The sequence below is a fragment of the Chitinophaga sp. CF418 genome, from assembly GCF_900142925.1.
Classification (GTDB): domain Bacteria; phylum Bacteroidota; class Bacteroidia; order Chitinophagales; family Chitinophagaceae; genus Chitinophaga.
This window is the reverse complement of record NZ_FRCN01000002.1, coordinates 1-14,390: the sequence shown is the minus strand read 5'-3', so window position 1 is coordinate 14,390 and position 14,390 is coordinate 1. Positions and strand designations below refer to the sequence as shown.

Below are 14,390 nucleotides of genomic sequence, written 5' to 3'. Positions count from 1 at the left end.
GAAATCAGGATACAAATACTGAAATGTATACAATGGTCATTTCCTGACTACTGATGTTCTTAGTTCAGCGGCAGTACAATTGTAAACACACTTCCTTCCCCGATCTCACTCTCCACATGTACGGTGCCTTTATGATTCATGATGATATTCTGCGTACTCGTCAATCCTAAACCTGTTCCTTTCGGCTTGTTGGTAAAGAATGGATCGAACAACCGGGACCTGGTTTCTTCCGGAATACCGGGACCATTGTCACTGATAATGATCACTGCCTTATCCCGCTGTTTAGCCGTTTGTAATGTAAGCAATCCTTTTCCAGGTGTCATTGCTTCCACTGCATTGATGATGATATTCAGCAACGCAATGATCACTTTGTCTTCATCTGCAGGAATCATTATATCCTGCTTGAGGTATTCTTTCTTCACATTGATCTCATTGAGCTGCAAGCGGTCCTGTGCGAGCGCAAGCGCCTTGTCTGTTAGCTCATTGATGCCGTGAAGACGAATATTCAGTTCTATCATTCTCGTGGAATGCAGTAGTTCCGTGATCAGCTGATTGATGCGTGTACAATTTCGTTCAATGATATCGACATATACCTGGCTGTCCTCCACACTGACAGGTTCTCCCTTGAACTGGCTGACCGCCAGCAGGATATTGGTCAGCGGATTGCGCACTTCATGGGCTATCACACGGGCAATACGGCCTGTTACAACAAATTTCTGTTGTTGCTGTTTCTCCAGTTCCTCCCGTTTCCTCTCTGTAATATCCTGCACTACACACAGGAATATCTGTTCCTGTTCATCAAGCGTTACAGCACTGACCATCACATCGAGTTTCTTCCCATGTTTGGTGACAAAGTTATATTCTGTGCGCAGACTGGATTCTACTCCGCAGATATGCTCGAAGAAATGTTTGCAATGGTCTTCCTGGAAGAAGAGCTGTTTGAGGTTCAGTGTTAACATCTCCTCTTTGCTGTATTGTAATGTCCTGATAGCAGCAGGATTGGCGTCAATCACATTCTTTTCGCAGTCTGCAAGAATGATCAGGTCATGCGCCTTTTCGAACACACTGAAATACTTCTTCTCATTTTCCTCTATGATACGAAGATGGCGTGCTTCATCCAGCGCATAACGGATAGAGCGTTCCAGCAGGTCAGCACTGATCTCCCCTTTTACCAGGTAGTCAGAAGCCCCGGCCTGCATCGCTTCCTTATCAATAGTGTAGTCACCTTTACCGGTAAGCATAATCACCGGCGCTTTGTAGTCCAGCTGTTGAAAGTGGTGAAGGATGTCTATACCGGTATATGGGCCAAGACGATAGTCGGCGAGGTAAATGTCATGTACCTTCCTGTCTATTTCCTCTACCGCTTTGGAATAAGTAGGCGCCCAGTCCAGCAGGTATTGTCCTGGGGAAATGTCCTGCAATAACTGGTTGACGAGGAAAAAGTCGTCCTCGTCATCATCTATCATTAATATGTGTACGGGTTGATCTGTCATTCTCTAAGCATTAGGCAGTTCCGTCATTTTGAACCAATACTTCCCCAACACGGGTAAATTCAACTCTGCAATAAGAATGCTAACTTTTCTGGCATTTTTAACTTTCTTCATTGTAGAGGGTCTGTGTTAGTGGTAATGTAATAATAAAGGTAGCGCCCCGGCCTGGTGTTCCCAACGCGGTAATATGTCCATGATGACTATCCACTATTTTCTTACAGATGGCCAGTCCTATACCAGTGCCGGAATATTCGCTCATACCATGTAGCCTTTGAAATAACAAAAAGATGCGTTCGGCATATGCAGGGTCAAAACCTATACCATTATCTTCTATATAGATCTTGCATTCGTTATTTTCCTGCTCAGATCTGATGTTGATGACCAGCTGCCTCTCAGGATGGGCAAATTTGATCGCATTGGCAATAATGTTCTGGAATAACTGGTGGAAGGAGGTTGGCGTCCCCTCTATCATTGGAATGGGAGCAATGTTCACCACCGCCCTTTTTTCCTGCAGGCTTACTTCCAGGTCGCCGGCCACCTCCTGTATCAGCTGGGTCATATCCACTTTTACGATATTCTCAGGGGTAATACGGCCCGCTCTTGAAAACAGTAGCAGATCATTGATTAATATCCGCATTCTTCCTACGGCACCCACCATACGGTTTATCAGATCAGTGGCCTCAGGGGGCAACTGGTCGCCGTGTTTAGTCTGCAGACGGTCGCTGAAGGTGGATATCTTCCGCAAAGGCTCCTGCAGGTCGTGCGAGGCCACATAGGCAAACTGCTCCAGCTCCTCGTTGGATTTATTCAGCAGCTTGATGTTCTGCTGCAGGTCATGCTGATAAGACTTCAGGCGGGATTCAATATGCAGTTGTAGCCGGAATTCCCGTGTAAGGGTGACGTATGAGTAAATACCTATAAGGATCGCCATGAGCGAGGAAATAAAGATCACCGGTATCCAGATGGCTGAAAAGAAGCTCTGTAACCTCGATTTCTGCCGCAGCTTAATGTTCTCTATGTTTAACATGTCCTGGACCTTGTGGTCTATCCTGTCCATGGACTTTTCTCCTTCCCATACGGCCGAGGTATCTTTCTGGGGAGAGGTCAGTTTTGCCTCTCCTGCCATAAGTTGCTGATATTTCTTGTCCAGCAGTTTTTTCAGGGTATCCAGATGCAGCTGTTGCTGCCGGTTATCTGCAGTTATCCTGCGGAGCATCATATATTCCTCCTCTATCTTGATACTGCGTTGCTGCATGGTAGGACGCAGAAAGGCAGTATCCCCGGTAATGCTGTACCCCCGGATGGCGGATTCTGCATCCTTCAGCTGTTTGGTGATCACCTCCAGACTTTTGGAAATCTCAATGGTGTGATTCAGCCATCTGGCATTGTCCAGCAGATTCTTTGTTACCAGAAAGGAACATATGGAGGCGACTATGATGACAGTAAAGGCGATGAAGAATCCTAATCTGATTTTCTTTTGTACTGGTATGTGCATTTTTCCCGCTGATTGTAGTAAGTTTTCGAATTTACAACTATCCAACAATTTCCACACAGTGAAATGCATATTCTACAGACATTCCTGCCGTGGCTGCTAAATAGCTTCATATAATCGTTACAGTAAGTATTGTGTTGCTGAAATGCTTTGCAGATAAGCATTGTGACATAATAGAGCTATGTCTGATATGTACCTGGCAAGTATGCTGATATATGATGGAATGAACTTTGTCTTTTATATAGAATAGCACATGGTTGAAACACATCCGGATACTACTGCACTGTAGAAACAATCATTCACGTAAAAAATCAGACTATGCAATATTATCATATGTCAGCAGGTGATCCTCCTCCGGGTGGGGTGCCTGAAAAGCAACCCCCTCCCAAAGAGGAACCGCCAAGACCATCAGGTCCGGAAATAACACCACCTCCGTCGCCGCCAGGACCTCCACCTCCTGTGCCGAACGAGGTGCCGGATCACGATATCAAACGTTCTCCTCCCAATCCGAAATCAAAGAAAAAGGAACTGGCTACAGAAGAAAGGGCGGAACTCATAGCAGAACAGGATAGGGAGGATGTACAGGAAAGATCGCCGGATCTTTTCCCCGACAAAACGATCATGGAAAGCTTCAATAGCTACGATGAAGAAGACTCCAGGGTGATCCCGGAAGAATAAATCAATCACTATTAAACTCCAAATAATATGGCAACAAGAACCCAATCCACTTCACGAACAGGTAACCAGTCCCGGACCACCGGTAGAAGCGCTGCGGGCAGCAAATCTACGTCTGCATCCCGTACAGCATCCAAAACAAGCAACTCATCCCGTTCCATGAGCAGCAGGGGGAAGAATGGAGATATGAACTCCAGGTTTCATCAACTGTTCATGGATCAGTTAAAGGACATTTACTGGGCAGAAAAACATCTGCTGAAAGCCCTGGGTAAAATGCAAAAGGCGGCCACCTCAGAAGAACTTGTAGATGCCATCGCCCATCACCAGGACCAGACAAGAGAACACGTAAACCGCCTTGAAAGGGTATTCGAATCACTTGGCCAGACGCCGAAGGCAAAAAAATGCCCGGCCATGGAAGGCCTGATAGCGGAAGGCCAGGACGTGATGGATGATACAGAAGAACACAGCGCCGTAAGAGATGCTGGCCTGATCATCTGTAGCCAGAAGATTGAACATTATGAGATCGCCACCTATGGTAGCCTCCGTACACTGGCAGAAAAAATGGGACATGAAGATGCTGCGCGGCTGCTGGACCAGACCCTGAGCGAAGAAAAAGAAACAGACGTTGTGCTTACTCAGCTGGCTGAATCTTCCATAAATGAAGAAGCTGCTGCCGAATAAGAAAAATTATAGATGGGAACCCGAAGGGCCTCTGCATTAAGACAATGTAAGAGGCCTTTCTTAAATAAGGTGACGCTGGTGGTAGAACCAGACAGGCATGCCCTGGGAAAGAGAAAAATTGTGAACACATAGAAATGCTGAACGATGATAGACCTGATTGCAGAAGCGATGGCTACCGCCAAAGCGGTGAAATTACGATATGTGAAGTCTGGTGCTACAGGGTATAGCCGGGAAAGAGTGAAAGACGGCTTTCAGTACCGTGATCAGCATGGAGAGATTATTACAGATGAAGAGGTCCTGGCAAGGATCCGGGGCCTGGTACTGCCTCCTGCCTGGGAAAACGTATGGATCTGCTCCTATGCTAATGGGCATTTACAGGCTACCGGTACCGATGCCCTGGGAAGAAGGCAATACCGCTACCATTCCACTTGGGCAAGAGTGCGTAATGAAACCAAATACGACCGCCTGCTACATTTTGGGGAGAAACTACCGCAACTGCGCAGGCATATTGCAGCTGCACTGCGGAAGAAAAGCCTTGATAAAGAGAAAGTTACAGCCATCGCACTTAGCGTTGTGCAGGAAACCCTGATCCGTGTGGGCAATGCTTCCTATGAAAAATTATATGGTTCCTACGGACTCACTACTTTGCACGCACAACACGTCAAAATAGACGGAAATTCGGCCTTTTTTAAATTCAAGGGGAAAAAGGGTGTCCTGCAGAAAATTACGCTAAAACATGCCCAATTGGCCAAATTATTACAGCGGGTGAAGGATATCCCGGGTCAGGAATTGTTTCAATATTACGAAGGGGAGGAACATAAAAGCCTGGATTCGGGGGATATTAACGAATACCTGAAACTATGGACAGGAGAAGACTATACCTGTAAGGACTTCAGAACGTGGTCGGGCACCGTAAATGCCCTCAACCTGCTGGCAGATCTTGCCCCCTTTACCTCGGCAACAGAATGTAAACAGAACCTGGTGCATATTATCGACAGTGTGGCCGGAAAACTGGGCAATACAAGGGCTGTCTGTAAGAAATACTATATCCATCCGAAGATACTCGAGGCCTATGAACAATGCGATCTGGAGCTATACCTGGAAGAATTGAGGGCAGGAAGGAATAAGGCATCCACCGGAGGTCTCCATAATGATGAAAAAGTACTGTTGAAATTCATGAAATCACTCGTGCAGGTGAAGAAACCCGTTAAAACAAAAGCAGGGATCAGGAATTAAGCTAATATCACCCTGTTGCTTGTCCTGGTCCCTGCTTTTAATAAGTTATGTTACGCGAAGATCAGCTGATCTTCCCTGTCTTCCACTGGTATTTTCTGGAGAAATTCGTCAAATCCGGATTCCTCATGTGTACTATAAGCACCATAAGCATCCAGTACATAGCCTATTTCACCTTCCCCGTCCTCTATGAGGTACAGCACGGACATATCGGCTGGATCTGACTCCCCTTCAAACCGGTAGGTTTTAATGATCTTCAATTCTTCCGGATTGTATATTTTCTGTTTTTCTACATTCTGCATTCTGCCATGGTCACTCATCTTTAATTCATGATCAAGGCCTTTTTCATGCAATTTTTGCATCACCCGGCTGAGGGTGGTCATTTCGCCTGGCTTTTCCATAAACAAAGGTTTTAGTTACAGAGTATAAAAATCCAAATCGCGTGCCATGGCATATAGTTTGGTTTTCATTCAATATCACCCTTAAATTATTTTTTATGAGAGCTGTTTGGTCAGGAACAATCGGTTTTGGGTTAGTCAATATACCCATCAAATTGTACAGCGCCGTGCAGGACAGCAGACTGGACCTGGACATGCTGGATAAAAAAGATCACGCCCATATAAGGTTTAAACGTGTGAATGAAGACACCGGAAAGGAAGTGCCATGGGAACAGATCGTGAAAGGATACTTATTAAACGATGAATATGTTATCCTGGAAGATGAAGATTTCCAGGAAGCAGCACCCGAAAAAAGTAAGATCATCTCGATCGAATCCTTTGTAGATCAGGCAGAAATAGATGATATATATTTTGAAACGCCGTATTATATAGAGCCGGACAAAGCAGGTGTGAAAGCATACGAACTGTTGTTGAAAACATTGCAGAAAACGGGAAGGGCCGGACTGGGGCGTTTTGTACTCAGAACGAGTGAACACCTGGTCATTATACGCCCACGTGATAATTACCTGATGTTGCAACAACTAAGGTTTGAACAGGAAATACGTTCGCCTGAGGAATTATCTCTGCCTTCCGATAGCAAGATCAGCAAGAAAGAACTGGATATGGCAGTGCAACTCGTGGAAAGTTATACTACCGAATTTGACATCAGTCAGTTTAAAGATACTTATCATGAACAACTGCTTGATATCATCAAAGCCAAAGCAAGCGGCAAGCGTCGTACAGTAAAGAAGATGAAGATTGTACACACCAAAAGCACTGATCTGTTCGATCAGCTGAAGGCGAGTCTTGGCAATACCGGCGGTACCAGTAGCCGCAGTAATAAAAAACGTGCATCATGAGCCTGAGAACATATGATGAGAAGCGCAATTTTAAGGTCACTTCCGAGCCTAAAGGCGCGAAGAAAAAGAATGCGGGGAAACAGCACATCTTCGTGATCCAGCGGCATCATGCTTCCCGTTTACATTACGACTTCCGCCTGGAAGTAGATGGTGTGCTGAAAAGCTGGGCAGTGCCGAAAGGCCCTTCCATGAATCCGTCCGACAAAAGACTGGCCATGCAGGTGGAAGATCACCCCTATGATTATAAAGATTTTGAAGGTGTCATCCCCGAAGGGAATTATGGCGCCGGCTACGTTTATGTGTGGGACAAAGGGAATTATGAATTACTGCATGACGACGGAAAGGATTTCGATAAAGAGGCGAACAAAGAGATCCGGGGAGGCGATCTGAAAATACGTCTGAAGGGCAGGAAAGTGAAAGGTGAATTCGCCCTGGTGAAAATGAAAAACGCGGATGATAATGCCTGGCTGCTACTGAAACATAAAGACAATTATGCGGTAAAGGAAGCTTACGATAGTGAGAACTATACGCCGCAGCGTGTCAGGGACAAAGGCCTGAAGGAGAAAGAAAAGATGAAGACGGCTAAAAAAAAAGTACAACCGGCAAAGGTAAAAACAGCGTCAGCTAAGAGAGAGCTCTTTACACCAATGATGGCGACTTTGGTAGATAAAGCCTTTAGCAGGGAAGGTTGGCTGTTTGAAACAAAATGGGATGGCTACAGGGCCATTGCCGATGTGCGGAAAGGAAAGGTGGAATTGTATTCAAGGAATCATTTGTCCTTTAATAAGGACTATCCGAAAGTAGTGAAAACGCTGGAAGAATTGTCGCATGATGCCGTACTGGATGGTGAAGTAGTGATCCTGAAAAAGGATGGTGCCTCCGATTTTCAAGCGCTGCAGAACTATAAGAATGATGCCTCCGGCAACCTGGTATATGTGGTTTTTGACATGTTACAGCTGGACGGGCAGGACCTACAGGCATTGCCGCTTATTCAGCGGAAGGAGCTGCTGAAGGATGTGATCGCACAACTAGGCAGCAAAACGGTGATCTATTCTGAACATATATTGAATGATAGTGAGAAGTTGTATGAAACAGCGCAACAGAAAGGCTGGGAGGGGATCATTGCCAAAGAGGCTGAAAGCCTGTACGCCGAAGGCCGCAGGTCTATGTCCTGGCTGAAGATTAAGATCGTGGACGAACAGGAAGCCATCATCTGTGGATATACGGATCCACAGGGAAGCAGGAAGAAAATAGGCTCGTTGGTGCTGGGAATTTATGATGATAATGATGAGCTGAAATATGTCGGCAACTGTGGCGGTGGATTGAATGGAGCGCTGATCAATGAGCTGTATGACAAGATGCAGCCTTACCGGCAAAAGACTTCTCCATTCAAAGAAAAGGTGAAAACGAATACGCCCGTCACCTGGGTAAAACCCGAGCTGGTATGCCAGGTGAAGTTTTCCGCCTGGACGAGCGACAGGCATCTGCGTATGCCAATATTCCTGGGATTGAGAAAGGACAAGCCGGCGAAAGAGGTCTACAAAGAGACTGCAAAATCTACAAAGATGGCCACAAAGAAAGCTGCAGCGCATGCTGCTCCCGCTCCCGCGCGTACACATGAAAAGGAACGTGTGGTAACCCTGAATGGGAAAAAAGTTACATTGACCAATCAGCAAAAGATATTCTGGCCGGACGAAAAGATCACAAAGGGTATGCTGCTGGATTATTACATGGAGATGGCCGATTACGTACTGCCTTTCCTGAAAGACCGCCCTTTAAGCCTGCACCGTTTTCCTAATGGTATTAATGCCCCCGGCTTCTATCAGAAGGATGTTGATACTACAACGATTCCTGACTGGCTGAAAACAATACAGCTGCATGCCGCTTCTGCTTCCCGCGATGTGGATTACCTGGTGTGTAACAACGCAGCTACACTGGCATATATGGTCAATCTGGGATGTATAGAGATCAATCCCTGGTTGTCACGTGTGAAGAACCTGGATAATCCGGATTACCTGGTATTGGACCTTGATCCTGAAAATATCGCCTTTAAACACGTGGTAGAAACCGCCCTGGCCATTAAGGCACTGCTGGATCAACTGGGGCTAACAGCATTTTGTAAAACTTCCGGCGCTTCAGGCCTGCACATTTATGTGCCTACTGGGGCGAAATATAATTATGAAACCTGCCGCTTATTTGCCGAGTATGTGGCGAAACAGGTACAGCAGGAGCTACCACGCATTACGAGCGTGATCCGCAATAAATCCAAACGAAATAAAAAAGTATATATAGACTATATGCAGAACAGCCGCGGACAGACCATTGCTTCTCCATATTCCGTACGTCCGAAGCCGGGAGCTACCGTTTCCGCACCTTTGAACTGGGATGAGCTGACTGATGATCTTGCCATTGCCGATTTCAATATTGGGAACATGGCAGACAGGATCAGGGATGTAGGCGATCTGTGGAAAGATATTGATAAAACAAAGAATGATCTGCGTAAAGTGATCCAGGATATTGAGGCAACAGCACAATGATTTTTTCACCATAAAACGGAACCGTTATGCAAACAGTAAATCATCGTCATCATGTCAATCTTGCTCCCGTTTACGGGATCATTATAGCAGTTGTGTCCCTTGTATTCACTGTTATCTTTTACTTCACCAAGATGGCAAGCGCCTTATGGACGGGATATTTCGGGAATATGCTGATGGCCCTGGGCGTATTGTTCTCCGTTATTCACTATAATAGCCAGCATCATGAAAGAACTTCCGCCATGGCATTATTTGCCATGGGATTCAGAACTACGATATGGGCGGTGTTTATTGTCACATTGTGTACGATAGCCCTGCACTTCATCTCAGGAGCGCAGACAGAAGATAACTTCTGGATCTACCTGTTCGGTAATGTGTTTTTCACCAATGGCATTGTTGGTTTGGTGGCGGCGGCCCTGGCTGCAATGGCATTCAAGAAAAATCAGACAACGACCAAACCTGAATAAGACCTTACATCAGCCAGCCTAAGAGCAGGCAGGCCAGTACTATAAATGGGGATGGTATACGTGATGCAGAGAGAATGATTAAGGTAGCGATGGTAATAGCAACGTTGTACCAGGTAAGTGGGATGGCCAGGAACAATATGATCGTGGCTGCCCACATGATGCCCACCACAGTGGCATTGATTCCTTCCAATGCCCGGTAGATGACCACGTATTTCTTCAGGTTATGCCAGATGGGGAAGAAGAATAAGACCAGTAACAGGCTGGGTAGAAAAACCGCAATAGGCGCCAACATACATCCCAGTAACTGATAACCCGGTCCCAGGTTACGCATCACCATGCCGCCCACATACGCAGTAATGGAAAAAGTGGGGCCGGGTAAAGCCCGCATAATACCGGCTCCGGTCAGTAGCTCCTCAGCATTCATGAAGCGGGTATTGGCACGAGATACATACTGTTCCAGCATCATCGCTATCAGGATATCCCCGCCGCCAAACACCAGGCTACCGAAACGGTAGAAGTTCTCAAACAGGTTGAAGGGACGGCGTGTGATCCAGTTGTGCGTACGCGCCAGCTCGGAAAAGAAACCCGCCAGTATGAACAGCAGGGCAAACAGCCAGATGTTCGTCCACTGTATTTTTTTGGGCTTGTCTTTAATGTCAGGAATACGCTTATCGCTGAAATTGGATACGATCCCGCCCAGGATGATCAATGCCGGGAAGGTCCAGGGAGATTTGAAAAAGTAAGCCGTCAGCAGGGAAACAGCCATGATGATGGCAGTAGCCAGGTTGCGGATGCTGATCTTAAATGCCCGCAGGCTGCCATATATCAGAAAACCAACAGCCATTGGCTGTACGTACTTAAAGATATCGGTATTGAGGGCCTTCTGATCGAAGTACTGCAACAGGAAGCTGAGCGATCCCATTAACAGGCAGGCGGGAGCTATCCATATCAGGAGTGTGGCTACAGCCAGTGTTACCCCGCCCCGTTTGTAACCGATGAGTGTCAGTGTCTGGGAGGAAGATGCGCCTGGTAACAGCTGGCAGAATGCATTGTATTCCATCAGCTCCTGCTCGGTTACATCCCTTCTCTGGTGTACGAATGTTTTCAACATCATAGCCAGGTGGCCCTGAGGCCCCCCGTACGCAGTGATGCTGTGCATAAAAACAGCCCGTAAGAAAGGAATGTGACGAAGAAACACGTTTTGGCAATTAATCGGCTGCCCGAATTTCAATAAATTCCTGACAATATCAAACAGGAAAACGACAAACTATTGATTTTCTTCTGTTAAGCAAAAGCGTACAGGCATAATCCTTGTTGTAAACAAGCAATACTTTCGGGTCAATCAATATTCCCACCTTAGTATGATAGTGTTTAAGGAGTTGGTATTGAATGGTTTAATAATATACGTAGTTTATGAGAAGATTCCTAATCCTCCTATGCATAACGATTTCAGTCAGCGCACATGCACAATTGTCATATTACAACAGTGATGCTTATTGGGCCAACTTTTGCCTGCAGACTAATTGTACAAAGCCTGCCCTTACAGATACCTGTCTTGTATTTGTGACCAACAGGCACCTGAACAGGGATAGTTTGCGCTTTGTGGATGAATTTGTGGATACAGCAGGGCTAAAATACTTCGTTCTGCAAAAGCAGGCCTGGAAATGGAATGTATTCCAGGTGCCTACCCTGACAGATGCTATGGACCTCATGCCGGAAAAACGGGATATAGTCGTATATGCAGAAGGGATGGGAAAGATCTTTACTACCAACGTAGAACGGGCATTACTCATGCGTTCACAGTATAATGTGAATGTGGTGATGTTTGATTACGCCAGCATTAATACCACTTACAAGCCCTCCCGGAACTTTAAGTTTGCCCGTAGCAATGCCCGCCTGTCAGCCCCGCATTATTTCCGGCTGCTCCAGCTCATCCAACAGGCCCGCCGGGATAAGGAAGACTGGGTGGAGCATGTAAAAGTCACTACATTCTGTCATAGTATGGGAAACATCATTTTCATGGAAATGATGAAACACCAGCCTTATGATCAGTTGAACAAAGATCCGTTCATCGACAATGTTGTACTGAATGCAGCATGCGTGCCAGCAAAAGGCCATAAGGAGTGGGTAGAGCGCATCCGCTTTGCGAATAAGATCTACATCCATTACAACAGGTCAGACTGGCAGTTGAAGGGGGCTCACCTGCTTACTCTTGCGCCGCAGCTGGGGGAAAAGCTGAAACGCAAGCGGGCTGCCAATGCGAGTTATGTCAACTTTCATGGCCAGGGTGGCCGGCAACATAGTTACTTCCTGAATTTCCCACAGAATGATTACCGTATGACGCAGGAGATGAAAGATTATTTTACACAACTGTTCGGCGGAAATACCGCAGTGCTGGAGGATGAAAAGACATTGGCTAAAAAGCAGGCGGGTGCGCAGGAAAGCGTGAATTAAAACAATGTGTGTATCTATAAACAGGGCTGAAAAGCAGATGATCTGTCTTTTCAGCCCTGTTGTTATTTATGAGCGGCAATTATTTCTTCAGGCCTATTTCTCTCAATCTTTCATCCAGGTACTCACCAGCGGTGATGGGTTCATACACCAGCGGATTATCATCCGTTACACAGCTCTCCAGCGCATTCAATGGCATCTCTGATTTAGGATGCAGGAAGAACGGAATGGAAAAGCGGCTGGTATGCCACATGTCGCGTGGTGGGTTCACTACACGGTGTGTGGTTGATTTCAGACGGTTGTTGGTCAGCCTTTGCAACATATCGCCCACATTCACTACAATCTGTTCAGGCAGCGAAGTAACAGGCACCCAGTTATCCTGTTTGTCCAGTATCTGTAGGCCATCAGCAGAAGCGCCCACCAGCAGGGTAATAAGGTTAATGTCCTCATGTTGTTCCGCACGGATGGCGGAAGCAGGTTCCTGCGTAATAGGAGGATAGTGGATGGCCCTCAGAATGGAATTACCATTGTGTATATATTCGTCAAAATAATGCTCATCCAGTCCCAGGTAGATAGCTATCGCCTGCAGCAGCGCCTTTCCTGATTTTTCGAATGCGCGGTATGCATCAAAAAAGGTCGGTGAAAAAGCCGGGATCTCTTTTACTACAACGTTTGGCGGGTATTCGTTACTGATCGGGTCATCATCTTCAACAGTTTGTCCAAACTGGAAGAATTCCTTCAGGTCAGGTGCATCATACCCTTTGGCATGTTCTTTACCGAAAGATGTATAACCGCGCTGGCCAGCCAGTTCGGGGATCTCATAGGAACGCTTGGTGTCCGACGGTAACGTGAAGAACAGCTGTACGTACTTGTACAGCTTTGCAATGAGATCGTCGGAAATACCGTGATTTTTTACCGCTACAAAACCTACTTCTTCGTAAGCTTTACCAAGCTGCTCCACAAAAGCGGCTTTACTGGCAGCGTCGCCCGAAGTAAAGGCGGCGAGGTCCACAACAGGAATGGATTGAGTTAGTGCCATAGTAATGAGTTTTACCTTACTAAGTTAACTTATTTTAAGTAAGCTTCATCTTCTGGCGTAATATCAACCATGGCATAGCTTCCCACATGATTGATCAGCATCTCATCCATAATGTCCACCACGTTTTTATAATTGGCAGATTTATCTGCTTTGATCAGCACCATCAGGTCATCTTTCTTATGTTGTCTGATGACCCGCTCCTTTTTGTCGATAATGACGTCGCGTATACCATGGTTATTGGCAAAGGAAGAATGTTTTACCACCGGAGGATGCAGGGGATCATTACCGATGCCTTCATAGTAACTGACGCTGTTATTAGCCCCGAGCAGAATAGTGAGGGACTTACTTTCCGCCAGTGATTGCGGATGTTCCTTATCGTCTGCGGGCATCTTCAGGTCTAGCGTTTTGGGGTTTGTCAATACTGTGGTGAGCATGAAAAAAGTAATGAGCAGAAAGCCCAGGTCTACCATAGGTGTCATATCTACACGCGTACTTAATTTCCTTGAACGGGTTCCTCTTTTGTGGCCGCGATCGGAGCTGCCGGTGTTTATTTCAGCCATAGTGAATAGGTTTAGAGTGTATAAGAATAAATGACTGAAAGCGCTTTCATGGATATAGATGCGGGAGGGAGTAAATTCCATAAAGGATATTTTTTGTTATCGTGTTGGATGGAAAGGGGATCGTTGTGTCGGACGTTCCTTGTGTTGCCCGTGTCCGCATATTTGCGAATATCCCCGTGTTGCACGTTCCGTGTGTTGCGCATGCCCGCATATTTGTGAATATGTCCGTGTTGCACGTTCCGTGTGCCCCGGTTGTCGCATGGCCCCGGGGGGATATCACACGTCCCCGGGGTTTGCAACCCCGGGCTACAAACACGGGACTCCTGACGGAGTCCTATTGTGTTTTGTTGTATGGCAATAAACCGGGAAACAAAATGCCGATAGGCTCCGTCAGGAGCCACAGTGTTTGTAGCGCGGGGTGATAACCCCGGGCCGTCAATAAACCGGGAAACAAAACGCCGATAGGCTCCG

General features: G+C 46.4%; 13 protein-coding genes. 7 read left to right on the top strand and 6 right to left on the bottom strand.

The annotated features are described in order from the left end of the window. Positions 1-59: 59 nt before the first annotated feature. Positions 60-1,493, bottom strand: a complete 1,434-nt coding sequence (locus F3I09_RS04610; RefSeq protein ID WP_149693881.1) for a hybrid sensor histidine kinase/response regulator — start codon at positions 1,491-1,493, stop codon at positions 60-62. Between the two features lie 97 nt (positions 1,494-1,590). After that, entirely contained in the window at positions 1,591-2,985 is a 1,395-nt protein-coding gene (locus tag F3I09_RS04605) for an ATP-binding protein (protein WP_188133688.1), read from the bottom strand. Positions 2,986-3,300: 315 nt separating this feature from the next. Between F3I09_RS04605 and F3I09_RS04600 the strand changes: the two genes are divergently transcribed. The 3 genes from F3I09_RS04600 to F3I09_RS04590 all read left to right on the top strand — a co-directional run bounded on the left by F3I09_RS04600 (position 3,301) and on the right by F3I09_RS04590 (position 5,574). Then, on the top strand, positions 3,301-3,660 hold the full coding sequence (locus F3I09_RS04600) for a hypothetical protein (RefSeq protein ID WP_149693879.1): 360 nt from the start codon (positions 3,301-3,303) through the stop codon (positions 3,658-3,660). Positions 3,661-3,687: 27 nt separating this feature from the next. Further along, on the top strand, positions 3,688-4,338 hold the full coding sequence (locus F3I09_RS04595; protein WP_149693878.1) for a ferritin-like domain-containing protein: 651 nt from the start codon (positions 3,688-3,690) through the stop codon (positions 4,336-4,338). 144 nt (positions 4,339-4,482) lie between these two features. Then, positions 4,483-5,574 (top strand): DNA topoisomerase IB, encoded by a 1,092-nt coding sequence (locus F3I09_RS04590; protein WP_223233133.1) that lies wholly within the window; start codon positions 4,483-4,485, stop codon positions 5,572-5,574. 50 nt (positions 5,575-5,624) lie between these two features. Here F3I09_RS04590 and F3I09_RS04585 read toward each other — a convergent pair whose 3' ends face one another. Beyond that, positions 5,625-5,972: a hypothetical protein gene (locus tag F3I09_RS04585; RefSeq protein WP_149693877.1), complete on the bottom strand. Its 348-nt coding sequence runs from the start codon at positions 5,970-5,972 to the stop codon at positions 5,625-5,627. Between the two features lie 95 nt (positions 5,973-6,067). Between F3I09_RS04585 and F3I09_RS04580 the strand changes: the two genes are divergently transcribed. Genes F3I09_RS04580 through F3I09_RS04570 form a run of 3 tightly spaced genes read left to right on the top strand, consistent with a single transcriptional unit; the run spans position 6,068 to position 9,869 of the window. After that, positions 6,068-6,868, top strand: coding sequence for a Ku protein (locus F3I09_RS04580; protein WP_149693876.1), 801 nt, complete (start codon positions 6,068-6,070; stop codon positions 6,866-6,868). Continuing rightward, positions 6,865-9,405: a DNA ligase D gene (gene ligD, locus F3I09_RS04575; protein ID WP_223233132.1), complete on the top strand. Its 2,541-nt coding sequence runs from the start codon at positions 6,865-6,867 to the stop codon at positions 9,403-9,405. The genes F3I09_RS04580 and ligD overlap by 4 nt, the downstream gene beginning before the upstream one ends. Before the next feature lie 26 nt (positions 9,406-9,431). Continuing rightward, complete coding sequence (locus tag F3I09_RS04570; protein WP_149693874.1) at positions 9,432-9,869, top strand: hypothetical protein; 438 nt, start codon at positions 9,432-9,434, stop codon at positions 9,867-9,869. Positions 9,870-9,873: 4 nt separating this feature from the next. On the opposite strand, the gene chrA is transcribed toward F3I09_RS04570, so the two are convergent. After that, positions 9,874-11,028 (bottom strand): chromate efflux transporter, encoded by a 1,155-nt coding sequence (chrA, locus tag F3I09_RS04565; RefSeq protein WP_223233131.1) that lies wholly within the window; start codon positions 11,026-11,028, stop codon positions 9,874-9,876. A 254-nt stretch (positions 11,029-11,282) separates the two neighbouring features. Between chrA and F3I09_RS04560 the strand changes: the two genes are divergently transcribed. Further along, the gene (locus tag F3I09_RS04560; RefSeq protein WP_149693872.1) at positions 11,283-12,323 is read left to right on the top strand and encodes an alpha/beta hydrolase; all 1,041 of its coding nucleotides are present in this window, start codon (positions 11,283-11,285) and stop codon (positions 12,321-12,323) included. Positions 12,324-12,402: 79 nt separating this feature from the next. On the opposite strand, the gene F3I09_RS04555 is transcribed toward F3I09_RS04560, so the two are convergent. Then, positions 12,403-13,359: an isopenicillin N synthase family oxygenase gene (locus F3I09_RS04555; RefSeq protein ID WP_149693871.1), complete on the bottom strand. Its 957-nt coding sequence runs from the start codon at positions 13,357-13,359 to the stop codon at positions 12,403-12,405. Positions 13,360-13,388: 29 nt separating this feature from the next. After that, on the bottom strand, positions 13,389-13,919 hold the full coding sequence (locus F3I09_RS04550) for a biopolymer transporter ExbD (protein WP_149693870.1): 531 nt from the start codon (positions 13,917-13,919) through the stop codon (positions 13,389-13,391). Between the last annotated feature and the right edge of the window lie 471 nt (positions 13,920-14,390).